This is a genomic window from Curtobacterium sp. TXMA1, from assembly GCF_020162095.1.
Classification (GTDB): Bacteria; Actinomycetota; Actinomycetes; order Actinomycetales; family Microbacteriaceae; genus Curtobacterium.
On record NZ_CP083910.1, the window covers coordinates 2,989,176 to 3,015,914 of the forward strand.

25 protein-coding genes and 1 tRNA gene are annotated in these 26,739 nt (G+C 72.0%); 11 read left to right on the forward strand and 15 right to left on the reverse strand.

Going from position 1 to position 26,739, the window contains the following annotated elements:
* The first annotated feature begins 83 nt into the window (after nt 1–83).
* From LCG91_RS14115 to LCG91_RS14125, 3 genes are all read left to right on the forward strand, one after another.
* On the forward strand, nt 84–1,778 hold the full coding sequence (locus tag LCG91_RS14115) for a DNA repair helicase XPB (protein ID WP_058750589.1): 1,695 nt from the start codon (nt 84–86) through the stop codon (nt 1,776–1,778).
* Nucleotides 1,779–1,833: 55 nt separating this feature from the next.
* Complete coding sequence (locus LCG91_RS14120; protein ID WP_058729983.1) at nt 1,834–2,529, forward strand: response regulator transcription factor; 696 nt, start codon at nt 1,834–1,836, stop codon at nt 2,527–2,529.
* A 61-nt stretch (nt 2,530–2,590) separates the two neighbouring features.
* Nucleotides 2,591–4,288 (forward strand): sensor histidine kinase, encoded by a 1,698-nt coding sequence (locus tag LCG91_RS14125; protein WP_224441780.1) that lies wholly within the window; start codon nt 2,591–2,593, stop codon nt 4,286–4,288.
* A gap of 190 nt (nt 4,289–4,478) precedes the next feature.
* Here LCG91_RS14125 and LCG91_RS14130 read toward each other — a convergent pair whose 3' ends face one another.
* From LCG91_RS14130 to LCG91_RS14160, 7 genes are all read right to left on the reverse strand, one after another.
* Nucleotides 4,479–5,354, reverse strand: coding sequence for a hypothetical protein (locus tag LCG91_RS14130; RefSeq protein WP_224441781.1), 876 nt, complete (start codon nt 5,352–5,354; stop codon nt 4,479–4,481).
* Between the two features lie 304 nt (nt 5,355–5,658).
* Nucleotides 5,659–7,278: a chaperonin GroEL gene (gene groL, locus LCG91_RS14135; RefSeq protein ID WP_058729929.1), complete on the reverse strand. Its 1,620-nt coding sequence runs from the start codon at nt 7,276–7,278 to the stop codon at nt 5,659–5,661.
* 266 nt (nt 7,279–7,544) lie between these two features.
* Nucleotides 7,545–7,748 carry a cold-shock protein gene (locus tag LCG91_RS14140; RefSeq protein WP_058726184.1) on the reverse strand — a complete coding sequence of 68 codons (204 nt, stop codon included), beginning with the start codon at nt 7,746–7,748 and terminating at the stop codon, nt 7,545–7,547.
* A 182-nt stretch (nt 7,749–7,930) separates the two neighbouring features.
* Nucleotides 7,931–8,521, reverse strand: a complete 591-nt coding sequence (locus LCG91_RS14145) for a LytR C-terminal domain-containing protein (RefSeq protein WP_058750673.1) — start codon at nt 8,519–8,521, stop codon at nt 7,931–7,933.
* On the reverse strand, nt 8,518–8,811 hold the full coding sequence (locus LCG91_RS14150) for a DUF3263 domain-containing protein (protein ID WP_224441782.1): 294 nt from the start codon (nt 8,809–8,811) through the stop codon (nt 8,518–8,520). The genes LCG91_RS14145 and LCG91_RS14150 overlap by 4 nt, the downstream gene beginning before the upstream one ends.
* Nucleotides 8,812–8,908: 97 nt before the next feature.
* A complete protein-coding gene (locus tag LCG91_RS14155; protein WP_224441783.1) occupies nt 8,909–9,922 on the reverse strand; it encodes a DUF2332 family protein in 1,014 nt (337 codons plus the stop codon).
* Nucleotides 9,919–10,386 (reverse strand): GNAT family N-acetyltransferase, encoded by a 468-nt coding sequence (locus tag LCG91_RS14160; RefSeq protein ID WP_224441784.1) that lies wholly within the window; start codon nt 10,384–10,386, stop codon nt 9,919–9,921. The genes LCG91_RS14155 and LCG91_RS14160 overlap by 4 nt, the downstream gene beginning before the upstream one ends.
* Nucleotides 10,387–10,451: 65 nt before the next feature.
* On the opposite strand from LCG91_RS14160, the gene msrB reads away from it, so the two are divergent.
* The 3 genes from msrB (at nt 10,452) to LCG91_RS14175 (ending at nt 12,598) form a co-directional block, all read left to right on the forward strand.
* Complete coding sequence (msrB, locus tag LCG91_RS14165) at nt 10,452–10,859, forward strand: peptide-methionine (R)-S-oxide reductase MsrB (RefSeq protein ID WP_058750676.1); 408 nt, start codon at nt 10,452–10,454, stop codon at nt 10,857–10,859.
* Nucleotides 10,860–10,895: 36 nt separating this feature from the next.
* Nucleotides 10,896–10,968, forward strand: a tRNA-Thr gene (locus LCG91_RS14170).
* A gap of 28 nt (nt 10,969–10,996) precedes the next feature.
* Nucleotides 10,997–12,598, forward strand: a complete 1,602-nt coding sequence (locus LCG91_RS14175; RefSeq protein ID WP_224441785.1) for a DUF2142 domain-containing protein — start codon at nt 10,997–10,999, stop codon at nt 12,596–12,598.
* A gap of 134 nt (nt 12,599–12,732) precedes the next feature.
* Here LCG91_RS14175 and LCG91_RS14180 read toward each other — a convergent pair whose 3' ends face one another.
* Nucleotides 12,733–13,764: an aldo/keto reductase gene (locus LCG91_RS14180; RefSeq protein ID WP_224441786.1), complete on the reverse strand. Its 1,032-nt coding sequence runs from the start codon at nt 13,762–13,764 to the stop codon at nt 12,733–12,735.
* A gap of 225 nt (nt 13,765–13,989) precedes the next feature.
* The gene (locus LCG91_RS14185; RefSeq protein WP_224441787.1) at nt 13,990–14,781 is read right to left on the reverse strand and encodes an alpha/beta fold hydrolase; all 792 of its coding nucleotides are present in this window, start codon (nt 14,779–14,781) and stop codon (nt 13,990–13,992) included.
* A 34-nt stretch (nt 14,782–14,815) separates the two neighbouring features.
* On the opposite strand from LCG91_RS14185, the gene LCG91_RS14190 reads away from it, so the two are divergent.
* Nucleotides 14,816–15,586, forward strand: coding sequence for an NAD(P)H-hydrate epimerase (locus LCG91_RS14190; protein ID WP_224441788.1), 771 nt, complete (start codon nt 14,816–14,818; stop codon nt 15,584–15,586).
* A gap of 24 nt (nt 15,587–15,610) precedes the next feature.
* Here LCG91_RS14190 and LCG91_RS14195 read toward each other — a convergent pair whose 3' ends face one another.
* A complete protein-coding gene (locus tag LCG91_RS14195; protein ID WP_058729939.1) occupies nt 15,611–16,552 on the reverse strand; it encodes a 2-deoxy-5-keto-D-gluconate 6-phosphate aldolase domain-containing protein in 942 nt (313 codons plus the stop codon).
* Between the two features lie 78 nt (nt 16,553–16,630).
* Here LCG91_RS14195 and LCG91_RS14200 point away from each other — a divergent pair, with 78 nt between their 5' ends.
* On the forward strand, nt 16,631–17,530 hold the full coding sequence (locus tag LCG91_RS14200) for a neutral zinc metallopeptidase (RefSeq protein ID WP_224441789.1): 900 nt from the start codon (nt 16,631–16,633) through the stop codon (nt 17,528–17,530).
* Between the two features lie 105 nt (nt 17,531–17,635).
* Here LCG91_RS14200 and LCG91_RS14205 read toward each other — a convergent pair whose 3' ends face one another.
* The gene (locus LCG91_RS14205) at nt 17,636–18,550 is read right to left on the reverse strand and encodes a DsbA family protein (protein WP_224441790.1); all 915 of its coding nucleotides are present in this window, start codon (nt 18,548–18,550) and stop codon (nt 17,636–17,638) included.
* Between the two features lie 254 nt (nt 18,551–18,804).
* On the opposite strand from LCG91_RS14205, the gene LCG91_RS14210 reads away from it, so the two are divergent.
* Nucleotides 18,805–19,905: an ABC transporter ATP-binding protein gene (locus LCG91_RS14210; protein ID WP_058729943.1), complete on the forward strand. Its 1,101-nt coding sequence runs from the start codon at nt 18,805–18,807 to the stop codon at nt 19,903–19,905.
* A 103-nt stretch (nt 19,906–20,008) separates the two neighbouring features.
* Nucleotides 20,009–21,319 (forward strand): DUF4032 domain-containing protein, encoded by a 1,311-nt coding sequence (locus LCG91_RS14215; protein WP_224441791.1) that lies wholly within the window; start codon nt 20,009–20,011, stop codon nt 21,317–21,319.
* Between the two features lie 261 nt (nt 21,320–21,580).
* On the opposite strand, the gene rlmB is transcribed toward LCG91_RS14215, so the two are convergent.
* The 4 genes from rlmB to LCG91_RS14235 all read right to left on the reverse strand — a co-directional run bounded on the left by rlmB (nt 21,581) and on the right by LCG91_RS14235 (nt 25,849).
* The gene (gene rlmB / locus LCG91_RS14220) at nt 21,581–22,591 is read right to left on the reverse strand and encodes a 23S rRNA (guanosine(2251)-2'-O)-methyltransferase RlmB (RefSeq protein ID WP_058730177.1); all 1,011 of its coding nucleotides are present in this window, start codon (nt 22,589–22,591) and stop codon (nt 21,581–21,583) included.
* 28 nt (nt 22,592–22,619) lie between these two features.
* On the reverse strand, nt 22,620–24,029 hold the full coding sequence (cysS, locus tag LCG91_RS14225; RefSeq protein ID WP_224441792.1) for a cysteine--tRNA ligase: 1,410 nt from the start codon (nt 24,027–24,029) through the stop codon (nt 22,620–22,622).
* Nucleotides 24,030–24,133: 104 nt separating this feature from the next.
* Complete coding sequence (gene ispD, locus LCG91_RS14230) at nt 24,134–25,315, reverse strand: 2-C-methyl-D-erythritol 4-phosphate cytidylyltransferase (protein WP_224441793.1); 1,182 nt, start codon at nt 25,313–25,315, stop codon at nt 24,134–24,136.
* Nucleotides 25,316–25,366: 51 nt separating this feature from the next.
* Nucleotides 25,367–25,849, reverse strand: coding sequence for a CarD family transcriptional regulator (locus LCG91_RS14235; RefSeq protein ID WP_017888066.1), 483 nt, complete (start codon nt 25,847–25,849; stop codon nt 25,367–25,369).
* Nucleotides 25,850–26,006: 157 nt separating this feature from the next.
* On the opposite strand from LCG91_RS14235, the gene LCG91_RS14240 reads away from it, so the two are divergent.
* Nucleotides 26,007–26,660: a hypothetical protein gene (locus LCG91_RS14240; RefSeq protein ID WP_058730174.1), complete on the forward strand. Its 654-nt coding sequence runs from the start codon at nt 26,007–26,009 to the stop codon at nt 26,658–26,660.
* The last annotated feature ends 79 nt before the right edge of the window (nt 26,661–26,739 follow it).

The following is a 26,739-nucleotide window of genomic DNA, read 5'->3' on the forward strand; positions in this document are numbered from 1 at the left end:
ACAGCCACGGCGCCGGGGCCGGTTCTCCACCGATGCGCACCCGGCGGCCCCGCTCGCAGCCACGCCGCCTAGGCTGATCCGTCATGAACGGACCGCTGATCGTGCAGAGTGACCGCACCGTGCTCCTCGAGGTCGCGCACCCCCAGGCAGAGGACGCGCGGCACGAGCTCGCGGCCTTCGCCGAGCTCGAACGCGCGCCCGAGCACGTGCACACGTACCGGATCACGCGGCTCGGACTGTGGAACGCCCGGGCGGCCGGCCACGACGCCGAGTCGATGATCGGCACGCTCGAGCGGTTCGCGAAGTTCCCGGTCCCGCAGAGCGTCACGGTCGACATCCGCGACACGGTCTCGCGGTACGGACGGCTCGTCATCCGGCGTGAGGAGCGCGAGGACGCCCCGGCGATCGCGAACTCCCCGACCGAGGAGCTCGAGCGCCAGCCGGTCCTGCTCCTCACCGCCGAGGACCCGTCGGTGCTGGCCGAGGTGACCCGGTCGAAGCGCATCAAGCCCCTGCTCGGCGACCAGCGCTCCCCCTCGGAGATCGAGCTGCAGCCGTGGGCGCGGGGACAGGTCAAGCAGGAGCTCGTCAAGCTCGGCTGGCCGGCGGAGGACCTGGCGGGCTACACACCGGGCCAGCCGCACCCGATCGACCTCGACACCGCGTCGTGGCACATGCGGCCGTACCAGGAGCAGGCCGTCGACACCTTCTTCGCGCAGGGTTCCGGGGTGGTCGTGCTGCCCTGTGGCGCCGGCAAGACCCTCGTCGGCGCCGGGGCGATGGCGACCGTCAAGGCGACCACGCTCATCCTCGTGACGAACACCGTCTCCGCACGGCAGTGGCGGGACGAGCTCCTGCGCCGCACGACCCTGTCCCCCGAGGACATCGGCGAGTACTCCGGCACCTCGAAGGAGATCCGGCCGGTCACGATCGCGACGTACCAGATCCTGACCGCGCGCCGGAAGGGCGAGTACACGCACCTGTCGCTGCTCGACGCCCTCGACTGGGGGCTCATCGTCTACGACGAGGTCCACCTGCTCCCGGCGCCGGTGTTCAAGCTCACCGCCGACCTGCAGGCCCGCCGTCGCCTAGGACTGACGGCGACCCTGGTGCGCGAGGACGGCCGCGAGAGCGACGTGTTCTCGCTCATCGGCCCGAAGCGCTACGACGCCCCGTGGAAGGAGATCGAGGCGCAGGGGTACATCTCCCCCGCTGCCTGCTACGAGGTCCGGATCGACCTGCCGCACCAGGACCGCCTCGAGTACGCGGCGTCGGGTGACGACGAGCGCTACCGGATGGCGGCGACCTCGCCCGCGAAGACCCCGGTCGTGCGCGAGCTCATCGAGAAGCACCACGGCGAGCAGATCCTCGTCATCGGGCAGTACATCGACCAGCTCGACGACCTCGCCGCCTCACTCGACGCCGCCGAGATCACCGGCTCGACCCCGGTGGACGAGCGGGAGCGGCTGTTCCAGGCCTTCCGCGAGGGCTCGATCGACGTGCTCGTGGTGTCGAAGGTCGCGAACTTCTCGGTCGACCTGCCCGACGCGACCGTCGCCATCCAGGTGTCCGGCTCGTTCGGGTCGCGTCAAGAGGAAGCGCAGCGCCTCGGCCGTCTGCTCCGCCCGAACAAGGACGGCCTGCCCGCGTCCTTCTACACGCTCGTGACGCGCGACACCGTCGACCAGGACTTCGCGCAGAACCGGCAGCGGTTCCTCGCCGAGCAGGGGTACGCGTACACGATCCTCGACGCCGATCAGGTCCTGGCAGCCGCGTAGCCATCACACGACCCGCTCCCAGGCAACCTCTAGGGAACGGTCAGAGGATAGGGGCATGACCGATGGCCCCAAGATCCTGATCGTCGACGACGAGCCGAACATCCGCGACCTCCTCACGACCTCGTTGCGCTTCGCCGGGTTCGCCGTCCGTGCGGTCGGCAACGGGGCCCAGGCGATCTCGGCCGTGCTCGAGGAGGAGCCCGACCTGATCATCCTCGACGTGATGCTCCCCGACATGAACGGCTTCGGTGTCACCAAGCGCCTCCGTTCGTCCGGGTACACCTCGCCGATCCTGTTCCTCACCGCGAAGGACGACACCGAGGACAAGATCACCGGGCTCACGGTCGGCGGTGACGACTACGTGACGAAGCCGTTCTCGCTCGACGAGATCGTCGCGCGCATCAAGGCCATCCTCCGTCGCACCATGAACGACGAAGAGGACGCGATCATCCGCGCCGGGGAGCTCACGATGGACCAGGACACGCACGAGGTCACGATCGGCGACGCGCAGATCGAGCTGTCCCCGACGGAGTTCAAGCTCCTGCGCTACCTCATGCTGAACCCGAACCGCGTGCTGTCGAAGGCGCAGATCCTCGACCACGTGTGGGAGTACGACTTCAACGGCGACGCGGGCATCGTCGAGTCGTACATCTCGTACCTCCGCCGCAAGCTCGACCAGTACTCGAGCGAGCCGATCATCCAGACCAAGCGCGGATTCGGCTACATGCTGAAGGCGTCCAAGGCGTCCTGACGCCGGGCACACGGCGACCGTCCGGTTTCACCGGGCGGTCGCCGCTTATCGTTGGGGCAGCATGCACACGCGAATGAGCCGCTGGTGGGACGGGATCTCCCTCCGCACCAAGATCACCGGGATCACGGTGCTGCTCGTCGCGCTCGGACTGCTCGTCGCCGGCCTCGGCACCATGACGGTGCTGTCGACGTACCTCATGCAGCAGCTCGACAACACGGTCAAGCAGACGACCGAGCAGCTCGAGGGCCAGAACATCAGCGACGGCCAGCAGTACTGCACGCTGTCGATCGTCCTGTCGCAGAGCGCGTACGTCGCCGCCTACGACTCCCGCGGCGACAAGATCTGCCAGACCCGCGCGTCCAGCCGACCGGACATCCGCTCGCTCGACTTCTCCGCCGCGGCACAGAGCTCGCAGCGGTTCTCGCTGTACGACAGCCAGCACGACCACGAGTGGCGCGCGCAGATCATCCCCGCGTCGCTGCAGAACCAGTCGAGCGGCACGTCCGAGACCGGCTACGTGCTCGTCGCCGTGTCCAGCGCCGACACCGATCAGACCATCGCGCGCTTCACGGTCATCTTCCTCGGCTTCGGCATCTCGGTGATCCTGCTCGGCGCGATGCTCACCCGACTCCTCGTGACCGCGACGTTCGACCCGCTGCGCGACGTCGAGGACACCGCGGCCCGCTTCGCGGCGGGCGACTTCAACCAGCGCCTCGAGTCGGACACCCCGAACACCGAGGTCGGTCGACTGAACCGCTCGCTGAACGCGATGCTCGAGCGGATCGACTCCGCGTTCGAGGACCGTGAGCGCACGATCGACCAGATGCGCCGCTTCGTCGGTGACGCCTCGCACGAGCTCCGGACCCCACTGGTGTCGCTGCGCGGGTACGCCGAGCTGTACCGGATGGGGGCCCTCCGCAAGGAGGAGGACGTCGCCCAGGCGATGGACCGCATCGAGAAGGAAGCGCAGCGGATGGGCCTGCTCGTGCAGGACCTGCTGCAGCTCGCCCGGATCGACGAGTCGAAGCCGCTCGAGCTCGGCCCGGTCGACCTCGTCGCCATCGCCCGCGACTCGGCGCTCGACACCATGGCGTCGAACCCCGACCGCGAGATCCAGGTGCTGGTCGAGGACGCCGTGACCGGTGTCAGCGTGCCGCAGGCCGTGCGACCCGGCGCCTTCGGACAGGACACCGGCGAGACCCCGGTGTCCCCGCCGTCTGCCAACACGACCGGCCCGATCGCGTTCTCGCGGCAGACCATCGCGAGACTCCGTGCCCGTCGGACCCGGGCGATGGGCGTCGACGGCACCGTCCCGACCGACGAGACCACGCCCCTGCCGACCGTCGTGCTGCCGGCCCGTCCCCCGATCGTCCTGGCGGAGGAGAACAAGATCCGCCAGGTCGTGACGAACCTGATGGGCAACGCCATGCGGTTCACCGAGCACGACGACCCCATCGAGATCGGCATCGGCGTGGACGACGACCGCGGCATGGCGCACCTCGACGTCATCGACCACGGCGAGGGCATCCCGCCGCAGCTCCGCGACAAGATCTTCCAGCGCTTCTGGCGTGCGGACACCTCCCGCGCGCGGGACACCGGCGGGTCGGGCCTCGGTCTCGCGATCGTCTCGGGCATCGTGCAGGCGCACAACGGCTCCGTCGAGGTCTTCGACACCGCGGGCGGCGGGGCGACCTTCCGGGTCTGGCTCCCCCTGCTCCCTCGCGACTACACCCCCACCCCGAAGGCCCCCGCCGCCTGACCCCGGCCCGGCCGCCCTGCCTCGGCGTCCGCCCCGGCCCGGGCCGCCCACCCCGGCGGCACTGGTTGTTCTGGTCGCAGGACTTGCCGTTCATCTCCGGCTTCCGCGGCAAGTCATGCGACCTGAGCGCCCGCCGGCGGCAGGTCGTGCGACCGGAGGGCGACACGGAAGGGACGTGCCGCGGACCGACTCACGCCCGGGAGGCGAAGGCCTGACGGAGCCGCTCGAACAGGACCGCGGGGCGAGCCGCGTCGGCAGCCGTCGCGCGCACCACGATCCAGCCGTTGACGGCAAACCCGTTCCCGCGGCGCTGGTCGTGCCGGAAGACCTCGCGCTCGCGGTGGTGGTCGCCGTCGTACTCGAGTGCGATCCGGAGCTGCGGCCAGCACATGTCCACACGCCCCAGGAAGGTCCCGCGCTCGTCGAACACCTCGCGGTTCAGCTCGGGTTCGGGGAACCCGGCGTCCATGACGTCGAGACGGATCAGCGTCTCCATCGGTGACTCACTCCCCGGTCGCACTGCCTCCAGGGCTGCTCGCGCGAGGACGACCCCGTGCCCGCGCGGACGGAGTGCTCGTCCGAGGTCCTCGATCGTGGCGAGCCTCGCGCGGCCGACGAGGTGGTCGCCGAGGACGACGAGTGACCGGAGGTCGAGGAGCGTGGCGCACTCTGCCCACGCACGGGCGGGCGCACTGAGTGGCAGGCCGTCGAGCACTGCGGTGTCGTGGTCGGTCGCCCGGTGCGCTGTGACGCCCGGGCGCCGCATGAGACTCGCCGTGCCGACCGTCGCGACGTGGACCGACGTCGCGTCTCGGTACGCTCGCGGCACCGGCGCTCCCCACAGGCAGGCCGCGGTGGTGTGACTGAAGCGCTGGTCGGGGCGGAGCACCAGGGCGATGCACTCCACCAGCCCGACCTCGCGGTCGCGAGGCACGCGGACGCCGTGGACGGGGCTCCGGAGGTCGGCACGACGCATGCGATTCGGTCCCTCGCCGTACCGCCGTGCTTCTGCGACCGTGAAGGCCCGGTTCGCCAGCCTCTCCGGCAGTGCGCGAGGGGTGGTCATGTCCGCATCCTGGACGCGCGACGCGTCACCGCTGGTCGAGGCGGGCGCACCTGTGGAGACCGACCGAGGCTGAGCCTCCTGTGCGGGACAGGTGCTCGCGACCGGATCGCACGACGTGCCGCGCGCGGACGTTCTCGTCGCACGACGTGCCGTCGGCGACGAAGCTGAACGGCAAGTCGCGCGACTAGAAGCGCCCGGGCCCCGAGACCGCCGCCGCACCGCCGGACCGCCGGACCGCCCGCCGCACCGCACGCGGAAGGGCCCCGCACGCGCGCAGCGTGCGGGGCCCTTCCGGCTACCGGGACTAGAAGTCCATGCCGCCCGTGGGGTCGCCGGCCGGCATGGCCGCGGCCTTCTCGGGCTTGTCGGCGACGACGGCCTCGGTCGTGAGGAACAGACCGGCGATCGACGCGGCGTTCTGCAGCGCCGAGCGCGTGACCTTGGCCGGGTCGATGATGCCCGCGGCCACCAGGTCGACGTACTCGCCGGTCGCGGCGTTGAGGCCGTGACCCGACTCGAGCTCGCGGACCTTGGCGGCGACGACGCCCGGCTCGAGACCGGCGTTCAGCGCGATCTGCTTGAGCGGCGCGTCGATCGCGACGCGGACGATGTTCGCACCGGTCGCCTCGTCACCCTCGAGCGAGAGCGAGTCGAGCGCGACGGACGCCTGGATGAGCGCGACGCCACCACCGGCGACGATGCCCTCCTCGACGGCGGCCTTCGCGTTGCGGACGGCGTCCTCGATGCGGTGCTTGCGCTCCTTGAGCTCGACCTCGGTCGCGGCACCCGCCTTGATGACGGCGACGCCACCGGCGAGCTTCGCGAGGCGCTCCTGGAGCTTCTCGCGGTCGTAGTCGGAGTCGGTCGCCTCGATCTCGGAGCGGATCTGACGGACGCGGCCCGCGATCTGCTCGTCGTCGCCGGCGCCCTCGATGATCGTGGTCTCGTCCTTGGTGATGATCACCTTGCGGGCCTTGCCCAGCAGGTCGAGGGTCGCGTTCTCGAGCTTGAGGCCGACCTCTTCCGAGATGACCTGGCCGCCGGTCAGGATCGCGATGTCCTGCAGCATGGCCTTGCGACGGTCGCCGAAGCCCGGGGCCTTGACGGCGACGGACTTGAAGATGCCGCGGATCTTGTTCACGACGAGGGTCGCGAGGGCTTCGCCGTCGACGTCCTCGGCGATGATGAGGAGCTGCTTGCCCGCCTGGATCACCTTGTCGACGACCGGGAGCAGGTCCTTGATGTTGGAGATCTTCGAGTTGACGATGAGGATGTACGGGTCCTCGAAGACGGCCTCCTGGCGCTCCGGGTCCGTGACGAAGTACTGCGACAGGTAGCCCTTGTCGAAGCGCATGCCCTCGGTCAGCTCGAGCTCGGTGCCGAAGGTGTTCGACTCCTCGACGGTGACGACGCCCTCCTTGCCGACCTTGTCGATCGCCTCGGCGATGAGCTCGCCGATGGTGGAGTCAGCGGCCGAGATCGACGCGGTCGCGGCGATCTGGTCCTTGGTCTCGATGTCCTTCGCGTTGGCGAGGAGCTGGTCGGAGACGGCGGCGACGGCCTTCTCGATGCCGCGCTTGAGCGACACGGGGTCGGCACCGGCGGCGACGTTGCGGAGGCCCTCGCGGACGAGCGCCTGGGCGAGCACGGTCGCGGTGGTCGTACCGTCACCGGCGACGTCGTCGGTCTTCTTGGCGACCTCCTTGACGAGCTCCGCACCGATCTTCTCGTACGGGTCGTCGAGCTCGATCTCCTTGGCGATGGAGACACCGTCGTTCGTGATCGTGGGGGCGCCCCACTTCTTCTCGAGGACGACGTTGCGGCCGCGCGGGCCGAGCGTCACCTTCACGGCGTCGGCCAGGGTGTTCAGGCCGCGCTCGAGGCCACGGCGGGCCTCCTCGTCGAAAGCAATGATCTTAGCCATGTGAGTTTCTCGTCCCTCCCGGACGTCGTCATGGGGGTCGTGCTGGCACTCAGCGTGAGCGAGTGCCAACGCCGATTCTGGCACTCGCCGGGTGCGAGTGCAACACAGCCGGGAGGCGCGGCTCGACTTCCCAGGAGACGGTACGGCACCGGGTCCACCAGCCGGTACCGACGGCGCCGGTCCCACCGCGGCGGCACCGCAGCCCCACCGCACACGACGAACGCGCCGCCCCCGAGGGGACGGCGCGTCGACGGGTGGTCCCGGTGTCAGGCGGGACGGACCGCCTCTGCCTGCGGGCCCTTGGCCCCGGTGCCGACGTCGAAGGTGACCGCCTGGCCCTCCTCGAGGACCTTGTACCCCGACATGTCGATTGCCGAGTAGTGCACGAACACGTCCTGGCCCCCTCCATCCACGGTGATGAAGCCGAAGCCCTTCTCGGCGTTGAACCACTTCACGGTTCCGTTGGCCATGATCTCTTGCTCCCTGGTGCTGCTGTTGCGAACGACGCCGTCGCCGTCTGGCGATGACTCTCGTGCAACAACCGCGGCAAGGCAAGAGGTGTGACGTTCTTTCACGCCGATTCCGTCAAGAATCAACGTGCCCGAAACACCCCTGTCACAAACCGCGCGCCGGCACTGCCGGGGATCGAGCGTCAGCCGCCGTAGTCGGCACCGAGCACGACGCTGACGTCGGCGTTCGGGAAGGCCGACGACTGCTCCACCGTCGCGATGCCGAGGGCCTTCGCCACCCCCTGCGCCACGGCCTGCTGCTCGGGCTGCTGGTAGTAGACGACCGACGTCGTCGTCCCCGTCGTGCCGGCGTCCCCCGTCGACGTGACCTTCCAGCCGGCAGCGGTCAGCGCGCGGCTGCCACGGGCGGCCAGTCCGGTCGTGGTCGTGCCGTTCAGCACGACCACGCTCGTCGTGCCCTGCGCCGACGGCTCCGCTGCACTCGGCTCCTCGGACGCGCGTGCCGACGGGGTCTCCGACGGCGTCTCCGAGGGCGCGGCGGACGCCGAGGAGCTCGTCGAGGGACGCGGCGTCGAGGTCGACCCCGGGAACGAGTAGCTGCCGTTCAGCAGCGCGAGCACGAGCACACCGACGAGCACGAGCACGCCGGTGGCCAGGGCGCCCCACGCGAACGCGATCCACCCGCGCCCACGACGACGGGCACCGCGGTGCGCTCCCACCCGGGGGCCGTCGGTGACGTCGTCGAACCGGTCTCGCGGGAATCTCTCGGTCATCGTTCCTCTTCACGGGGATCGGGCGCGGGGGCGACGAACGTGCGCGCCGCTCGTGCTCGGGTGCGGGCGTGCCGCAGCCGCTGCAGTCGCCCGACCAGCTGCGGGTCGAACGCGCGTGCGGCGGGCAGGTCGATCACGCGGTCGAGCACCTGGTAGTAGCGCGCCGGCGACATGTCGAACGCGACCCGGATCTCCGCTTCCTTGGTGCGGTCGTGTCGCGCCCGGTCGTGCTCGAACGCGAGCACGCGCTTGTCGAGCTCGCTGAGCTCGTCGGTGGGGAGGGCGGTCACGGCACTTCCGGTCACGGTTCGGTCACGGGTCTCGCACATCGTAGGGGTGCCCGGCGGTCCGACCCTGGCACGCGGCTGGACTGTCGCGAGACCCGGTTCAGGCTCCCGGTCGACGGAACCACCGGACGCGCACGCCGAACGGGTCGCAGACCGCCAGCGCGACCCCGTCGAGCGAGACCGTCGCGAACGCGTCCGGGTCCGTCGCGTCGACGTCGTCCGGCAGCGTCGCGGCCACACCGCGCAGGATCCCGGTGCGCTCGAGGGCCACCCAGTGCACGCCGCGCTCCGCCAGCCGGTCGACCACGCGCTGGCGGTCCGGCCCCGGCACGTAGACGAGCGTCCCGGTGGTGAGCACCACGGGTCGGACGCCGTCCGGCAGCGCGTCCAGGGCACGGTCGAGGTCGCCGGGCAGCACGCCGCGGATCCGGACGGGAGGCACGGCGAGCGTCGCACGCGCCGCCTCGCGCATCAGGGCGGTGCGGTCCGTCGCCTCGGGCGGCACGGCCTCCACCAGGCGGTCGAACGCCCCCGGCTCGGCGAGGTCGATCGGGTTCGGGTCGAGGGCGACCCGTGCACCGATCCGGATCGGGGTGGTCGTCGGCTCGGGGACCGTCCCGCTGGCCTCGACCGTCAGGTGCACGGACGGCTCAGCGACGGCGGTGTGCACCCTGACGACGCCGTCGGGGCCGCGGTGGTCGAGCGTGACCCGGTCCGGGACCGAGCAGAGCCCCGCCGCGGCACCGGCGTCGACGAGTCCGAGCGGTCGCGGGTCACCGGCCTGCGCGGCAGCGGCGGTGAGCGCCTGCAGGACCGGGACGACGGGACCGAGCCGCCGCGGGTCGTTCGCCTGCACCGTGGCGGTCGAGAGGGCCGCCACCAGGGCGGGGCGGGCCTCCCGGCCGAGCGCGCGCAGCGACCCGGGGTCCGACGGGTCCGCGCCGAGCCGCCGCGCGACCGCGAACACCAGCTCGGGCTGCCGCTGCTGCTCCGGTACCGCGTCGAGGAGCGCGACCAGGTCGTCGTCGACCGAACGCGCCCAGGCGGCGTACGAGGGCGAGACCGGGGCGATCCGCTCCGCGTAGGCGGCCCAGCGCTCCCGCGTGCCGGTCACGGGCGGTGCATGCCGACGTGGCGGATGCCGGCCTCGTCGTACGGTGCGCCGAACCGGACGAAGCCGTGGCGCTCGTAGAGCCCCGCGACGTACTCCTGGGCGTGCAGGACGAACGGCTCGTGCCCGTGCGCGTCGAGCGCGGCGGCGACCAGACGGCCGGCGATCCCCTGCCCGCGGTGGTCGGGGTGGGTGGCGACCCGCCCGATCACCCACGCCGGCGCGGCGGAGCCGGCGGGGTGCGCCTCGTCCGGAGCGGGGCGGACCAGGCGGAGGTACCCGACCGGATCGGTGTCCGCTCCGAACCACCAGTGCTCGGTGTCGGGCTCGCGGTCACGGCCGTCGAGGTCCTCGGCGGTGACCCGCTGCTCGAGCGCGAAGACGCGGTTCCGCAGCCGCACGATGCCGTACAGTTCGTCCGTCGTCAGGCGGGTCCAGCGGGCGTGGCGGACGGAATGCTCGGACATCGTCGCGAGTTTACTGAAGGGGTCGGGCATCACCATCGAGCCCCGACCGGAAGCAGGAGGAAGCAATGGCGTACAACGTCGACAAGTCGGACGCCCAGTGGCGCGAGGAGCTCTCCCCGGACCAGTACGCCGTGCTCCGGCAGGCCGGGACCGAGCGTCCGTGGACGGGCGAGCTGCTCGACGAGGAGCGCGCCGGCATCTACACGTGTGCGGCGTGCGGCGCGGAGCTGTTCAAGAGCGGCACGAAGTTCGACTCCGGCTGCGGCTGGCCGTCGTTCTACGAGTCGGTGCGGCCCGAGGCCGTGCAGCTCATCGAGGACAAGTCGCTCGGCATGGTCCGGACCGAGGTCCGCTGCGCGAACTGCGGCTCGCACCTCGGGCACGTGTTCCCCGACGGCTTCGGCACCCCGACCGGTGACCGCTACTGCATGAACTCGCTGTCGCTGAACTTCTCGGCCGAGCCGACCGAGTGATGGTCCGACGCGCCCGCCGCTAGGATGGGCGCGTCAGCCGGCATGGCGCAATTGGTAGCGCACCGTACTTGTAATACGGGGGTTGCGGGTTCGAGTCCCGCTGCCGGCCCTCTCCGAGTGGTCTGTACTGTTGCCGGGTGAACCGGACCCGTCTCCTGCTCGTCGCCCTGGTCGCCTGGATCGGAGTCTTCCTCCTCACGGCCGCGTGGGTGCTCGCGACCCCGATCGGGAACGGCCCGGACGAGTCCAACCACTTCGCCAAGGCCACGGCGACCGTGCGCGGCCAGTGGACGGGCGTCCCCACCGGTGCGCAGGGCATCACGACCGTCCACGTGCCGAGGGCCGTGACGGACCCGCAGGGTGCGGTCCCGTGCGCCGCGCGGGACGCCGCCAAGTCGGCCACCTGCATGCCGCCGTTCTCGACCGCGGCCGGTGACGTCGAGGTGCCGACCGGCGTCGGCGACTACTTCCCGGGCTACTACCTGCTCGTGGGCTGGCCGACGCTGCTGCTCGACGGCGCGCACGGCTACCTCGCGGTCCGGCTCGTGTCGGCCCTCGTCACCTCGGCACTCGCGGCCGTCGTCGTGCTGGTCGGGGCCGCGCTCCGGTACCGCCACGCCCTGCCCGCGTGGGCGGCGGTCGCCGTGACGCCGATGAGCGTCTACGTCGGCGCGCTCGTCAACCCGAGCTCCGTCGAGATCGCCGGGTGCGCCGCGCTCGCCGCCGTGACCTGGCTCGTCCTGCACGACGGCGAGGGCCGGCGGCTCCGGTGGTGGCTCACGCTGCTGGTCGTGTGCGGGGTCGTGGCGGGCTCGATGCGGACCGCGTCGCCCCTCATGGTCGTCGTCGTGGTCCTCGGGGTCCTGCTCACCGACGTGCCGCGTGCCGTGCAGCTCCTCCGCCGCCGATCGGTGCTCACGGCCCTCGGCGCCGCGGTCGTCCTCCTCGTGCCGGCGGTGCTCTGGTCGGCGTTCGTCGCGGGTCCGGCCGGGTACATCCCGTCGTCGCCTGAGCGCTACGGCTTCGTCGAGGGCACGCTGCGGACGCTGGCCCTCACCCCGAAGTGGGGCGAGCAGATGGTCGGCGTGTTCGGCTGGTTCGACACGACGCTGCCCGCCTGGGTCGTCACGGCGTGGGCGATGGGCATCGGGCTCGTCGTCCTGGCCGGCCTCGCGGTGCGTCGGCGTGCGCTGCCCGGCACGGTGTTCCTGATCGCCGCCACCGTGCTGGTGCCCGCGGTGTTGCAGGGGATCGGCGCCGCCGAGTACGGGATCATCTGGCAGGGGCGCTACGGCCTGCCCCTCCTCGTCGCGACACTCCTGGTGGTCGGGCTCGCCGCGGACCGCGACGTGTTCCGTGCACGGGCGCTGCGGCCGTTCGTGGTCGTCGTCCCGGTGCTCGCCGCCGTGGGCCAGGTCGTCGCCTTCGCGGTCGTGCTCCGCCGGTACGCGGTGGGGGTCTCGGCACCGTTCGCCTCGGTCTTCGGCGCGGAGGCCTGGCACCCGTTCGGCGGCACGGTCCTGGCGTTCGTGCTGCTGCTCGTCGGCCTGGCGCTGGCCGGCGGGGCGCTCGCCGTCTCGACGTCGGCGTCCCCCGGGTCGGTGGCGCTGCGGTCGGCGGTCCTGCGGATCGACCCGGACCGGCCGGACGGACGACGAGGGGCCCGGACGACGGTGCGTCCGGGCCCCTCGGCACGCGGAACGCGGATCAGGAGGCGTTCCGGGCGCTCGACGCGGTAACCAGCCGGTCGTCCCTCGATGGTGTCACCCCAGCCGGTGACGTGTCCACGCTTCCGGTCCGATCAGCGCGAACCCGCACGGATGTGCAGGATCCGGCCCCGTCGTCTGCGCCCGCGCTGAGTGCCAGCTGGTGATCAGCGCCCTCCCGTGATCCGGCGCTCGCGCTGCGCGACACCGGCGGTGCCGTACGGGTAGTCGTCGATCCGCGGGGCGCTCGCGTCGGTCAGCGTCCGCAGCTCGTCGTCGGTGAGCACGAGGTCGGCCGCGCCGAGGTTGTCCTCGAGCTGCGACACCGTCCGGGCACCGAGGATGACGCTCGTCACCGCGGGGCGGGCGAGCAGCCAGGCGAGGGCGACCTGCGACCGCGAGGCGCCGTGTGCGTCGGCGACGTCGGACACCGCGTCGAGCACCTTCCACGTGCGCTCGTCGGCGTTCCGGGCCTCCCACGCCTCCATGCCGCGCTGCGGGTCCTCACCGAGACGGGTCGCTCCGGTCGGCGCCTCGTCGCGCTGGTACTTCCCGGACAGCCAGCCGCCGGCCAGGGGCGACCAGGGCAGCAGGCCGATGCCGGCGTCGAGGCAGGCCGGGACGATCTCGTGCTCGATGTCGCGGACGAGCAGGTTGTACTGCGGCTGCAGCGTCACCGGCGGCGCCCAGCCGTGGGCCTTCGCCTCGTAGACGGCCTTGGTGACCTGGTAGCCGAGGTAGTTCGAGAAGCCGTACGTGCCGATCTTGCCGGCGGAGACGGCGTCGTCGAGGAAGCGCAGGGTCTCCTCGATGGGGGTCAGCGCGTCCCACGCGTGCATCTGGTACAGGTCGACGTGGTCCACGCCGAGCCGTTCGAGCGAGGCGTCGAGGGCCACGCGCAGGTGACGGCGGGACAGGCCGAGGTCGTTCGGTCCGTCGCCCTGGGGGAACCGGCCCTTCGTCGCGATGACGACCTGCTGCGCCTCGGTCGGGTGGGCGGCGAGCCACCGGCCGATGATGCGCTCGGACTCGTTGCCGGAGTACACGTCCGCGGTGTCGACGAGCGTGCCGCCCGCTGCGACGAACGTGTCGAGGATCCGGTGGGAGGTGGGTTCGTCGGCCTCGCTGCCGAACGTCATGGTGCCGAGGGTCAGCGTCGACACCGATGTCCCGCTGTTGCCGAGGAGTCTGTAGTCCATGGCCGGGACGCTACGCCCGGTCGGCTGGCCCCGAGGGGACCCGCCAGTACCCGTCAGGGGAAGCGCACTGCCCTGTCACCGCCCCTCGGACAGGAACGCGATCGCCGCCTCCCGGAAGTCACGCGACGTCGGGGCGCCGAACCGGTGTCACAGTGTGGTTCCGCCGCTCAGGAACGCGATCGCCGCCTCCCTGAAGTCACGCGACGTCGGGGCGCCGAACCGGTGTCACAGTGTGGTTCCGCCGCTCAGGAACGCGATCGCCGCCTCCCGGAAGTCACGCGACGTCGGGGCGTTGAAGTGGTTCCTCCGCGGGATCTCGAAGAACGACGCGTCCGGCGCCGCCCCGGCCAACCGCACGGCACTGTCCCGGATCCCGTCCTCGCTGCCCGCCGCCATCAGGATCGGTTGCGTCGGCGCGTTCTCGGGCGTCGGCTCGACGCTGTTCCGCATCCCCTCGACCATCGCGACGAGCGCCCGGAGGTCGTTCCCCTCGACGTTCGCCGCCATCTGCAGGTAGCCGTTCGTCACCCGGTCCTCGACGGGGGTACGGTCGGCGATGTACGCCTTCGCCTGGTCCACGGCGACCCGGCGCATCGGGTCCGCGTCCGGGATCCCGCCGAGCACCGCCCGCGAGATCCGGTCCGGGATCCGCTCGGCGGTGTGCCAACCGACCCGCGCGCCGAGTGAGTACCCGAGGAAGGCGACGTCGGCGAGCAGGTAGGTGTCGATGACCGTGGTGACGTCGGCGACGAGCAGGTCCATCGAGTACGCGGACGGGTCGTGCGGCTTCGACGAGGCGCCGTGCCCCCGCTGGTCGAGCGCGACGACCCGGTACCCGGCGCGCACGAGGTCGCGGGTCCACCCGGAGGCGTGCCAGTTGAGGACCGCGCCCGACGCGAACCCGTGCACGGCGACGACCACGGGGGCGTCCGGGTCACCGAAGTCGTAGGTCGCGAGCTTCAGGCCGTCCGGGGACATCACGGCACGGGGACGGGGCGCTTCGGGGACGAGTGACATGGCGCCACCAGGCTACCGGGGCAGGGTGGACCCCATGGACGGCTACGGCGGCGGTCAGGTCCGGGCGGCGGAGCGGCCGCACCTCGAGGCGGGGGAACCCCTCATGCAGCGCGCGGCGGACGGGCTCGCCCGCATCGTCGGCGAGCTGCTCGACGACCCAGCGGTCCGTCCGCAGGACGGTCCGGGCTCGGTGCTGCTGCTCGTGGGGAGCGGTGACAACGGCGGTGACGCCCTCTTCGCGGGAGCACGCCTGGCGGCGGACGGGAGGCACGTGGCGGTGCTGCGCGTCGGCTCGCGTGTCCACGGGGCGGGCCTGGCAGCGGCGCTGGACGCCGGGGCGCGCCTCCTGGACGGCCCGTCCGACGCGGACACCGGCACCGGCACCGCCGGGGCCGCCGACATCCTGCGGGCAGCCGTGACGCCCGACGCCGACCGCCTGGCGGCGGTCGCAGCCGAGGCCGCCGCGGAGGCGGACCTGGTGCTCGACGGCATCCTCGGCATCGGAGCGGGTGGCGGGACCTCGCTCCGCTCCCCCGCGCGGCAGGTCGTCGACGCGATCCGGGAGCTCGCACGCGACCAGCGCGCCCCGTTCGTCGTCGCCGTCGACGTGCCGAGCGGCATCGACGTCGACACCGGTGCCGTGGCGGACGACCACGTGCTCCACGCCGACGTCACGGTCACGTTCGGCGGGGTCAAGGCGGGGCTGCTGACCGGCCCCGGCGCGACGCTCGCGGGGCGCATCGAGCTCGTCGACGTCGGCATCGGTGCAGACCTGGCGGCGACGGAGCCGCTGGTCCGCACCTGACGCCGACCGGACGCGGACCCGAGCTCAGGCCGCGCCGGCGTCCACCCCGTCGACGACGTCCGGACGGGCCTCGAGCCAGGTGTCCACGAAGTGCCGGTAGTTCGCGGCGACGACCTGCTCGGCGGCCTCGTGGTCCAGCCCCCGCTGCACGACGTCGTCGAGCGCGTCCTCCCAGTTGCTCCGACCGATGGCGAAGCCGACGAAGCCGTCGACGGGCGCCGCGATGCGCAGCCAGTGGTCGAGCTGGTCCTGCGGGGCGTCCCGTCCGAGCACGATGCACTGCACGTGGTCACGACCGCCGGCACGGACGGCGGCGACGACGCGCTCGGCGTCCTCGGTGCGGTCGAGGCCCTCGAGCTTCCACACGTCCGGCTCGACGCCGTGCTCCTGCAGGTAGCCGATCGTCTCGACGACGAGTCCGGGCCGGACGTCGCGGTCGTAGTCGTCGGCCTGCTCCTGCTGCTCGTCGGTCCCCGGCACGAGGAGCTCGACCAGGAACGCCCGGTCGGCGTCGTGCAGTGCCCGCGAGACCTCGGCGAGCCGCTCGGCCTGCGCCTGCCGGTCGCCGGCGTCGAACGCGGGGTTGTCGCGGACCAGCACCTTCACGAAGTCGGGGTCGAACGAGTCGACGTGGGCGAGCCAGTCGTCGCCGTACTCGAGCTCGAACCAGTCGCGGCCGGACTGCTCGATCGGCATCGCGAGCTGCAGCCCGGCCTCGCGGACGAGCCGGGCGACGTCGGCGCCGTAGCGCTCGTCGACGAGGACGCCGGTGCGGGCGCGGGACGCCCCCGCGGCGAGTGCGGTGAGCACGCCACGGTAGACGAGCTGCTTGCCGGCGCGGACGCGCTCGGCGTCCGCCTCGTCAGCGGGCTCGCCGGACTCGTCGCCGTAGGTGTGCTCCAGGAGCGAGGACCGCTGGTCCATCGCGAGGAGGAAGAGGGGGTGCTGTTCGTCGAGGTCGGCCATGCCGCCATGCTGCTCGCACCCCCTCCGGCCGCGCTCAGTGGACGCGGTACAGCGCGGGCTCCGGGTACGGTCGGCGGCATGACGTTCAACGAGGACTCGCAGCTCAGCGGCGGGAAGGTGAAGCGCCGCGGGCGGACGGCGGCGATCGCGGGCGGCGGGGGCGTCGGCATCGTGGCGATCGTCGCGCTGCTCATCACGGCCTTCAGCGGAGGCAACGTCGACCTGACGTCGCTGCTCGGCGACGGCGGCACCACCCAGATCCAGCAGCAGGACGAGACGGTGCAACCGGCCGAGGAGTGCCGCACCGGCCGCGACGCGAACCAGCGGGTGGAGTGCCGCATGGAGGGTGCCGCGGAGTCGCTCGACGCCTACTGGACCGGCGAGGCGGATTCCCTCGGCATCGCGTACACGACGCCGGGTTTCTGGCTCTTCGACGGGTCGACGGACACCGGGTGCGGCCAGGCGTCGTCAGCGACCGGCCCGTTCTACTGCCCGCCGGACCGCTCGATCTACCTCGACACCGCGTTCTACGACGACCTGCAGTCCCGGTACGGCTCGTCCGGTGGGCCGCTCGCGCAGATGTACGTCGTCGCGCACGAGTGGGGCCACCACGTGCAGCAGCTCCAGGGCACCTTCGCCGACACCGACCGCTCGGGCACGGGCGCGTCGTCGGGCAGCGTCCGAGTCGAGCTGCAGGCGGACTGCTACGCCGGCGCCTGGGTCGGCTCGGCCGCCACGACCCGTGACGCATCCGGCGAGACCTTCTTCGAACCGGTCACCCGGGCGCAGATCGCCGATGCGCTGTCCGCCGCGAGCGCCGTCGGCGACGACAGCATCCAGGAGCGGGCGACCGGCCGGGTCGACCCCGACTCCTTCACGCACGGCTCGAGCGCGCAGCGGCAGGCGTGGTTCACGCGCGGGTACGAGCGCGGCGCGACGGCCTGCGACACCTTCAGCGTGCCCGGCTCGCAGCTCTAGACGTGCCGCGACCGAGGCCCGGAACCGAGCCGTGACGGACGGGAGGCTCCCCACCGGTCCGGTGGGGAGCCTCCCGTCCGTCGATCGGCCGACCGTCTCGTGACGTCAGCCGGCGGATGCGCTCGCGGAGGGGGTCGGCGTGGCCGTCGGCGACGGCGTCGCCTCCGTCGAGCCCGCCGCCGACACCACGAAGGTCCGGAAGTCGTCGTTGGTGATCGGCGCGGTCAGCTCGTACTGCTTGCCGTTCACGAGCACCAGGGGCGGCCCGGGGAACTCGCTGAGCGACGACCCGGGGATGTCCCCGCCGGTCACGTCGGCCGTGCGCTCGTCGACCCACTTGGCGTAGGTCTGGTCACGGATGCAGTCGCGGATCGCCGCGGTGTCCTGCACCCCGTCGACCCCGGTGACGATCCGCTCGAGCTGCGCGTCGGTGAGCCCGGAGGTGCCCTGGTCGGGCTGGCGCGCGAAGAGCGCCTGGTTCACGGCGTAGAACTGGTCGGGCGACCGGTCCGCGACGCAGGCGGCGGCGTTCGCGGCGCGCAGCGAGTACTTCGTGCCCTGCGAGCGGTTCGTCAGCACGGCGACGGGGTGGATGTCCACCGTCGCGGCACCGGACTCCGCGAGGCTCGCGATGTAGTCGCCGTTCGCCTTCTCGAACTGGGCGCAGGTGTCGCAGAGGTAGTCGACGTACATGGTGATCCGCACCGGGTCGGAGGCGCCGGTCGCGCTCGGCGACGGGGCTGCGGTGGCGTCGACGGCCTGCAGGTCCTGTCCGATGGTGATGCCGCCCTGGGACATCGTGGACGGACCGGGACCCGCGGGCTTGACCGAGTCGACGAGCACCAGGGTGACGACCGCCACCGCCGCGAGCAGCACGACCCCGAGGCCGATCTGCAGCCCGAGACGGGTCCCGCGCTGCCGGCGCTTCTGCTGCGTCCGTGCTCGCTGGGCCCGTTGCCGTGCGGCCTCTCGTCGTTCGTTGCGCGCGGCGCCTGCGTCACCCTCGGGGCGGTTGGTCATGCGTCGATGGTCCTCACGTTGATCCTGACGTCCGCACGGCCTCGCCTTCCCCCGTACGCCGGACGGACCCGCCGATCGTAGTGGTCCTTCCTGGGACCAGCCAACCAGGTCGGACCGGACACTGGCGCTGGCGGGGGAAGTCGTGTTGTATGAGCAGCGATGGTCGACGGCGACCATCCGGGGCCCCAACGGGCAACCGCTTCACTACGGATCGTCCGGCACGTACCTGCCGGTGAAGGAAGGATCGAACGCTCATGGCGTCCGTCACCTACGACAAGGCAACCCGTCTCTACCCCGGAGGCACCCGCCCCGCGGTCGACTCCCTCGACCTGGACATCGCCGACGGCGAGTTCCTCGTCCTCGTCGGCCCCTCGGGCTGCGGCAAGTCCACCTCGCTGCGCATGCTCGCCGGCCTCGAAGAGGTCAACTCCGGTGCCATCCGCATCGGCGAGCGCGACGTCACCGACGTCCCGCCGAAGGACCGCGACATCGCGATGGTGTTCCAGAACTACGCGCTGTACCCGCACATGACCGTCGCCGAGAACATGGGCTTCGCGCTCAAGATCGCCGGCGTCGGCAAGGAGGAGCGCGCCACCCGCGTGCAGGAGGCCGCGAAGCTCCTCGACCTCGAGCAGTACCTCGGCCGCAAGCCGAAGGCGCTCTCCGGTGGTCAGCGTCAGCGCGTCGCGATGGGCCGCGCGATCGTCCGTCAGCCGCAGGTGTTCCTCATGGACGAGCCGCTGTCGAACCTCGACGCCAAGCTCCGCGTCCAGACCCGCACCCAGATCGCCTCGCTGCAGCGTCGTCTCGGCGTCACCACGGTCTACGTCACGCACGACCAGACCGAGGCGCTCACCATGGGTGACCGCATCGCGGTGCTCAAGGACGGCATCCTGCAGCAGGTCGGCACGCCGCGCGACCTGTACGAGAAGCCGAACAACGTGTTCGTCGCCGGATTCATCGGCTCGCCGGCCATGAACCTGCTGCCCGCCGACGTCATCGAGGGCGGCATCAAGTTCGGCACGCTGAACCACCCGCTCGACCGCGACACCCTGTCGAACGCCCGCTCCGGCTCGATCACAGTCGGCATCCGCCCCGAGGACGTCATCGTGTCCCCGTCGGGCGAGGGCCTGCCGGTCACGGTCGACGTGGTCGAGGAGCTCGGCGCCGACGGCTACCTGTACGGTCACGCCGACGTGAACGGCCAGCGCGCCGACATCGTCGCCCGCGTCGACGGCCGCTCGCACCCGTCGATCGGTGACACGATCGTCATCTCCCCGAAGCAGGGCCACGTGCACGCCTTCGACACCGAGTCGGGCGAGCGCCTGGACGACAAGGCAGTCGTCAGCGCGTAACGCTGGAAGAGCCGGACAGGAGGCGCGGTGCCAGCTGGCACCGCGCCTCCCGTCCGTCAGACCGCCGGACCGATCCCGGTCACCGCACCAACAGGAGCCACCCGTGCCCGACTCCATGTCCATCACCGCCGCCACCGTCGACCCCGGCCTGCTCGACCTGCCGTGGGACCTGCCGCTCGAGGACTGGCCCGACGACGTCATCGTCGCCCTGCCGAAGGGCATCTCGCGGCACCTCGTGCGGTTCGTGCACCTGAGCGGGTACGTCGCGGCCGTCAAGGAGACCGGCGAGGAGGTCGCCCGCGCCGAGTACGAGATGCTCCGCACCCTGCAGCGCATGGACGTGCCGTGCGTCGACCCGGTCGCGGTGATCACGAACCGCGTCGACGAACACGGTGAGCCGCTGCACCCGGTGCTCGTCACCCGGCACCTGCGGTTCTCGCTGCCCTACCGGGCGCTGTACTCGCAGACCCTGCGACCGGAGACCGCAACGCGTCTCGTCGACGCCCTCGCCCTGCTGCTCGTCCGGCTGCACGTCATCGGCTTCTACTGGGGTGACGTCTCGCTGTCGAACACCCTGTTCCGCCGCGACGCCGGAGCCTTCGCCGCGTACCTGGTCGACGCCGAGACCGGCAAGCTCTACCCGGGCGGGCTGTCGAACGGCCAGCGCGAGAACGACCTCGAGGTGGCCCGGGTGAACATCGCCGGTGAGCTCCTCGACCTCGAGGCCGGCGGCCGCCTCGACGAGAACGCCGACCCCGTGGACGTGTCGAACCGGATCGTCGCGCAGTACCGGACGCTCTGGAAGGAACTGACCGGCACCGAGCAGTTCGACGTCAAGGAACGCTGGCGCATCAACGACCGCGTCGAGCGGCTCAACGCGCTCGGGTTCGACATCGAGGAGCTCTCGATCCACACCACCGAGGGCGGCTCGCAGGTCCGGATCCAGCCGAAGGTCGTGGACGCCGGGCACCACCAGCGTCGGCTGCTGCGCCTGACCGGGCTCGACGCGGGCGAGAACCAGGCGCGGCGGCTGCTCAACGACCTCGACGCCTACCGGGCGCGGAACGGGCGCGACCAGCTCGACGAGGAGATGGTGGCGCACGAGTGGGTGTCCCGCGTCTTCGAGCCCGTCGTGCGGTCGATCCCCCGGGACCTGCGCGGGCGACTCGAACCCGCCGAGGTGTTCCACGAGCTACTGGAGCACCGCTGGTACATGTCGCAGGAGGAAGAGCGCTCGGTCTCCCTGCCGGAGGCCACGACCGCCTACATCAACGACGTGCTGCGCCACCGTCGGGACGAGCGGCTGCTCATCAACCCGCCGACCTCGTCGATGACGCTGCCGATCCCCGTGGTCGACGACGACGTCGCAGCGTCCGACGAGGACGACGTCGAGGACTGGCGCGCCACGGTCTGACCCGCTCGCCCTGACCCGCTCGCCCTGGCCCGCTCGCGCGAGCGGGCCGGATCGGTCACGCTCGGCGTCGTTCGACGACAGATCCCGCCCGCCCGGCGCCCACGACGCGGCGCGTCGTGCGCGCTCGGCGGCTCGCTCGGCAGGCTCGCTCGGCGGCTCGCTCGGCAGGGCGACTCGGCACGACGGTCTCCGGACGGACCGGAGGCCCGGTGCCGGTCTCGTGGACCGGCACCGGGCCTCCAGGTGGCCGGGTCGGTGTCGCTACTCGGCGCGACGGCGCCGGGCGACCTCCCACAGCGTGACGCTCGCGGCGATGCCCGCGTTGAGCGACTCGGTGGCGCTCGAGATCGGGATCGAGACGATCGCGTCGCAGGTCTCGGTGACCAGGCGCGAGAGTCCCTTGCCCTCGGAGCCGACGACGATCACGATCGGCCGGTCGGCGAGCTCGAGGGCGTCGAGCTCGACGTCCCCGTCGCCGTCGAGACCGAGCACGAAGAGCCCCATCGACTTCAGCGACTTGAGGGTCTGCGTGAGGTTCGGCGCCATCGCGACGGGCGTCCGGGCAGCGGCACCGGCACTCGTCTTCCACGCCGACGCGGTCACGCCGACCGAGCGACGCTGCGGCACGATGACGCCGTGCCCGCCGAAGGCCGCGGTCGACCGGATGATCGCACCGAGGTTCCGCGGGTCGGTGATGCCGTCGAGGGCCACCATGAGGGGGACCTGGTCGCGCGAGAACGCGCGCTCGGCGATGTCCTCGGCGACGGCGTACTCGTAGGCCGGGACCTTGAGCGCGACACCCTGGTGCACGCTGTCGTGCCCGGTGATGCGGTCGAGCTCCGGCCGCATGATCTCCATGATCGGCACGCCGCGGTGGTTCGCGAGCGCCAGGATCTCCTTGACGCGGTCGTCCACCTCGATGCGCGCCGCGACGTAGAGCGTCGTCGCCGGGGTCTTCGTCCGCAGGGCCTCGAGCACGGAGTTGCGCCCGGTCACGAGCTCCGAGTCGTCGCTCTTGCGCTGCGGCGGGCGACCGGTGCGCTGCTGCGGCGCACTCGAGGCGCCGTGGCGTCCACGTGCTGCGTCGAGTCGCTCCTTCGCCGCCTTGCGCTTGCCGGCGGGGTGGTACGGACGGTCCTCGGCCTTCGGCGTCGGCTTCCGGCCCTCGAGCGCCTGCGCGCCCTGGCCGCCGGAGCCGACCTGCTTGTTGCCCTTGCGGCCGGAGCGGACGGCGCCGGGCCGGCCCTTCTTGCTCCCCGAGACGTTCTTCATTGCTCTCTCCTGTCCGGCACGGCCGTTGTCAGGCGATGCTCCAGCGTGTTCCTGCTGCGGTGTCCTCGATGGTGATCCCCGCGGCTGCGAGGTCGTCCCGCACCCGGTCCGCCGTGGCGAAGTCGCGTGCCGCACGGGCGTCGGCGCGCTCCTGCACGAGGCGGTCGACGAGCGCGGCGAGCGGTGCGGCCGAGACGTCCTGCGCACCGCCGGACCAGTGGGCCGCTCGCGGGTCGATGCCGAGGACCTCGACCATCGCGGCCACCTGATGGTACGCGGTCCCGAGCGCTTCCGCATCGTCGGCGTCCAGGGCGGCGTTCCCGGCACGCACGGTGTCGTGCAGCACGGCCAGCGCCTGGGGCACCGAGAGGTCGTCGTCCATCGCGGCCGCGAAGGCGTCGGGCACGGACGATGCGTCGCGGAGGACGACCCCCGCGAGCCGGGGTTCCGCCCGGGCGAGGAAGCCCTCGATGCGGTCGTACGCCGCCTCGGCCTCGGCCAGGGACCCCTCGTGGTGGTCGATCGACGACCGGTAGTGCGCGGCACCGAGGAAGTAGCGGACCACGGCGGGACGGGCGGCCCCGAGGAACTCCGCGGCGAAGATCGAGTTGCCGAGGGACTTCGACATCTTCTGTCCCTCGACCGTGACGAGGCCGTTGTGCAGCCAGTGGCTCGCGAAGGCGTCACCGGCTGCGGTGGACTGGGCCAGCTCGTTCTCGTGGTGCGGGAAGCGCAGGTCGAGGCCGCCGCCGTGGATGTCGAACGCCGGGCCCAGGTACCGCCGCGACATCGCCGAGCACTCGATGTGCCAGCCCGGGCGACCCGGACCCCAGGGCGAGTCCCAGGTCGCCGTCGTCGGCTCCCCCGGCTTGGCGCCCTTCCACAGCGCGAAGTCCCGTGGGTCCCGCTTGCCGCGCGGGTCGGCGTCGGTCGCCTCGACCATGTCCTCGCGACGCTGGCGCGTCAGGGCGCCGTACGACTCCCAGCTGCCGGTGTCGAAGTACACGTCGCCCGTGCCGTCGGCAGCGGCGTACGCGTGCCCGCGCTCGATCAGCCGCTCGATGATCTCGTGCATCTGCGGGACGCTGGCGGTCGCCCGGGGCTCGTACGTCGGCGGCAGGATGCCGAGGGCGTCGTAGGCCGCGGTGAACTCCCGCTCGACGCGGTACGCCCGGGCGAACCACGGCTCGTCGGAGCCCGCGGCGAGGTCGAGCACCTTGTCGTCGATGTCCGTGACGTTCCGCACGAGGGTCACCCGGTACCCGCGGTACGTCAGCCACCGGCGCCAGACGTCGTACACGAGTGCCGAGCGCAGGTGTCCGATGTGCGGGGACGACTGCACGGTCGGGCCGCAGACGTACATGCTCACCTGTCCGTCGACCAGCGGGACGAGGTCGACGACGGCTGCGGCGCGGGAGTCGTACAGGCGAACGGTCACACCACAAGCCTAGGACGTCGGGCGCTGCGGGAGCCGGAGCCGGGCGGCGGTGCCCGGGCAGGCCCGGCGCTCCGACGAGCCCTGTGCCCAGGCGGGCCCCGTCCTCAGGCGGGGCGCACGACGGCGGTCGCGATCGCCGCGAGCCCCTCGCCGCGCCCGGTCAGACCGAGGCCGTCCGTCGTCGTGCCGGAGACCGCCACCGGAGCGCCGACGACCGCGGCCAGGGCGGCCTGCATCTCGTCGCGACGCGCGCCGATGCGGGGGCGGTTGCCGATCACCTGCACCGTGACCGACGTCGGCACCAGCCCGGCAGCGCGCAGCAGCTCGACGGCGCCGCGGACGAAGACGTCGCCGGCGGCACCGGCGTACTGCGGGTCGGAGGTACCGAACCGGCCGCCGATGTCCCCGAGCCCGCCCGCCGACAGCAGGGCGTCGCAGACCGCGTGCGCCACCGCGTCGCCGTCGCTGTGGCCCGAGAGGCCGGGTTCGCCGGGGAAGTCGAGCAGCCCGACCCGGCAGGGCGACGCAGCGTCGAAGGCGTGCACGTCGACGCCGAGGCCGACACGGACGACCGGGGCCGGCGGGGCCGCCGCCGTCACCGCCCCGGCGCGGTCCGCCACGAGCGCCTCGGCCCGTGCCAGGTCCCACCGCGTGGTGATCTTGAACGCGTCGGCATCGCCAGGCACCGTCCGCACGGTGCCGCCCGCTGCCCGGTACACCCCCGCGTCGTCGGTCTCGGACCGTTCCGCGACCGCGTAGGCGTCCCGGAGCCGAGCGAGCGGGAAGACCTGCGGCGTCTGCACCCCGACGAGCGCCGACCGGTCCACGGTCTCGACCACGACGTCACCCTCGACCCGCTTGACCGTGTCCGTGACGGGCAGGGCCGGGACGACGCCGTCGCCGGTCTCCCGCGCACGGGTGAACACCGCGTCGAACTGGGCGGCCGGGGTCAGGCAGCGCGCCGCGTCGTGGACGCCGACCCACTCGATGCCGTCCGGCAGGGCGTCGAGACCCGCCTGCACCGACGCGTGCCGGTCCGCGCCACCCGGGACGACGGCGGTGAGGTCGACCGCGGGTCCGGCGACGGCGGCGACCAGGGCGCGGCACTCGTCGAGCCGGGCCGCGGGCGCGACCACCACGACGACGGTCGGCTCGGCCAGCGTGAGCACGGTGCGGACCGCACGCGTGAGCATCGGCTCCCCGGCGACGGGGACGAACGCCTTCGCGTCGCCGATGCCGAGCCGTGTACCCGAACCCGCTGCGACGACGACGACCGCCCTGCTCACCCGGTCGGGGAGCAGGACGGTCGTCGTCGTGTGGTCCAGCTGCGGTTCGCGCTAGGAGGCGAGGACCTCGTCGAGGACGGTCGATGCCTTGTCCTCGTCGGTCTTCTCGGCCAGGGCGAGCTCGGAGATCAGGATCTGCCGGGCCTTGGCCAGCATCCGCTTCTCGCCCGCGGAGAGCCCGCGGTCCTGGTCACGGCGCCAGAGGTCGCGGACGACCTCGGACACCTTGATGACGTCGCCCGACGCCAGCTTCTCCAGGTTCGCCTTGTACCGGCGCGACCAGTTGGTGGGCTCTTCGGTGAAGGGTGCCCGCAGGACCTCGAAGACCTTGTCGAGGCCTTCCTTGCCGATGACGTCGCGGACGCCGACCAGGTCGACGTTGTCCGCCGGCACCTCGATCGTCAGGTCACCCTGCGTGACACGCAGCTTCAGGTAGACCTTTTCCTCGCCCTTGATGACGCGCGTCTTGACTTCAGAGATGGTTGCCGCCCCGTGGTGGGGGTAGACGACGGTCTCGCCGACCTCGAATTGCATGTATCAGGCTCCGTTCCCAGGACCCCCAGTTTACCACAAGGGCGTTTCGGGTAAGGGGCCTGGGCGGCCCGCACCCCCGACGATCGGTAGGATGGGCGCGGACCGTCTGGTCCACATCGTGATCTTCCGGAGGAATCTCTTGCGAGCTCGGGTACTCGTGTCCGTCGCCGTTGCGGCATCCATCGCGCTCGGCGCCACCGGCTGCGAGTTCATGTCGCCCGCGCACACCACGGAGATCAAGCAGATCACCGACGGCGTGAACGTCAGCACCGGCTCGATCGACATCCGGAACGCGCTGTTCATCAGCGACCAGGAGGACGACGCCCGCTTCGTCGGCACGATCGTCAACACCGGGTCCGAGGACGTCACGCTCTCGATCGAGGTCGGCGGCGACACCCAGACCGTCGTCGTCCCCGGCAACGGCCGCGCAGACCTCGGCTCGAACGACCCGAGCGCCTCCCGCAACTCCGGCGGGGACTCGGCGGACGGCAACACCGGCCAGGGTTCGGAGGTCGCCGACCCGAAGGCCGTGCTGTTCGACGCCTCCGACGTCGTCCCCGGCTCGCTCGTCAAGACGTACTTCTCGTACTCCGGCGCCGAGGGCGTCTCGGCCAGCGTCCCGGTGCTGACCAGCGCGCTCGAGGAGTACCAGACGCTCGCCCCGTCGACCTCGCCGTCGGCCACGCCGTCGATGCGGTCGACCTCCCCGTCGGAGAGCGGCTCCGAGCCGACCGGCGACGCGACCGCCCCGGGCACGCAGTCGGGCGACTCGCAGACCGACTCGTCCGAGGGCGACAGCGGCAGCAACTGATCCTCGCGCGCCGGACCGGCGCGGCGAGCGGACGCAACGCACTGGAGGCCCGGTGCCGGTTCTCGGAACCGGCACCGGG

What these genes read in the sequence shown, in the direction of transcription:
- LCG91_RS14115 (WP_058750589.1), top strand. Translation starts at nt 84, where the DNA reads ATGAACGGACCGCTGATCGTGCAGAGTGACCGCACCGTGCTCCTCGAG.
- LCG91_RS14120 (WP_058729983.1), top strand. Translation starts at nt 1,834, where the DNA reads ATGACCGATGGCCCCAAGATCCTGATCGTCGACGACGAGCCGAACATC.
- LCG91_RS14125 (WP_224441780.1), top strand. Translation starts at nt 2,591, where the DNA reads ATGCACACGCGAATGAGCCGCTGGTGGGACGGGATCTCCCTCCGCACC.
- LCG91_RS14130 (WP_224441781.1), bottom strand. Translation starts at nt 5,354, where the DNA reads ATGACCACCCCTCGCGCACTGCCGGAGAGGCTGGCGAACCGGGCCTTC.
- groL (WP_058729929.1), bottom strand. Translation starts at nt 7,278, where the DNA reads ATGGCTAAGATCATTGCTTTCGACGAGGAGGCCCGCCGTGGCCTCGAG.
- LCG91_RS14140 (WP_058726184.1), bottom strand. Translation starts at nt 7,748, where the DNA reads ATGGCCAACGGAACCGTGAAGTGGTTCAACGCCGAGAAGGGCTTCGGC.
- LCG91_RS14145 (WP_058750673.1), bottom strand. Translation starts at nt 8,521, where the DNA reads ATGACCGAGAGATTCCCGCGAGACCGGTTCGACGACGTCACCGACGGC.
- LCG91_RS14160 (WP_224441784.1), bottom strand. Translation starts at nt 10,386, where the DNA reads ATGTCCGAGCATTCCGTCCGCCACGCCCGCTGGACCCGCCTGACGACG.
- msrB (WP_058750676.1), top strand. Translation starts at nt 10,452, where the DNA reads ATGGCGTACAACGTCGACAAGTCGGACGCCCAGTGGCGCGAGGAGCTC.
- LCG91_RS14180 (WP_224441786.1), bottom strand. Translation starts at nt 13,764, where the DNA reads ATGGACTACAGACTCCTCGGCAACAGCGGGACATCGGTGTCGACGCTG.
- LCG91_RS14185 (WP_224441787.1), bottom strand. Translation starts at nt 14,781, where the DNA reads ATGTCACTCGTCCCCGAAGCGCCCCGTCCCCGTGCCGTGATGTCCCCG.
- LCG91_RS14190 (WP_224441788.1), top strand. Translation starts at nt 14,816, where the DNA reads ATGGACGGCTACGGCGGCGGTCAGGTCCGGGCGGCGGAGCGGCCGCAC.
- LCG91_RS14195 (WP_058729939.1), bottom strand. Translation starts at nt 16,552, where the DNA reads ATGGCCGACCTCGACGAACAGCACCCCCTCTTCCTCCTCGCGATGGAC.
- LCG91_RS14200 (WP_224441789.1), top strand. Translation starts at nt 16,631, where the DNA reads ATGACGTTCAACGAGGACTCGCAGCTCAGCGGCGGGAAGGTGAAGCGC.
- LCG91_RS14205 (WP_224441790.1), bottom strand. Translation starts at nt 18,550, where the DNA reads ATGACCAACCGCCCCGAGGGTGACGCAGGCGCCGCGCGCAACGAACGA.
- LCG91_RS14210 (WP_058729943.1), top strand. Translation starts at nt 18,805, where the DNA reads ATGGCGTCCGTCACCTACGACAAGGCAACCCGTCTCTACCCCGGAGGC.
- rlmB (WP_058730177.1), bottom strand. Translation starts at nt 22,591, where the DNA reads ATGAAGAACGTCTCGGGGAGCAAGAAGGGCCGGCCCGGCGCCGTCCGC.
- LCG91_RS14235 (WP_017888066.1), bottom strand. Translation starts at nt 25,849, where the DNA reads ATGCAATTCGAGGTCGGCGAGACCGTCGTCTACCCCCACCACGGGGCG.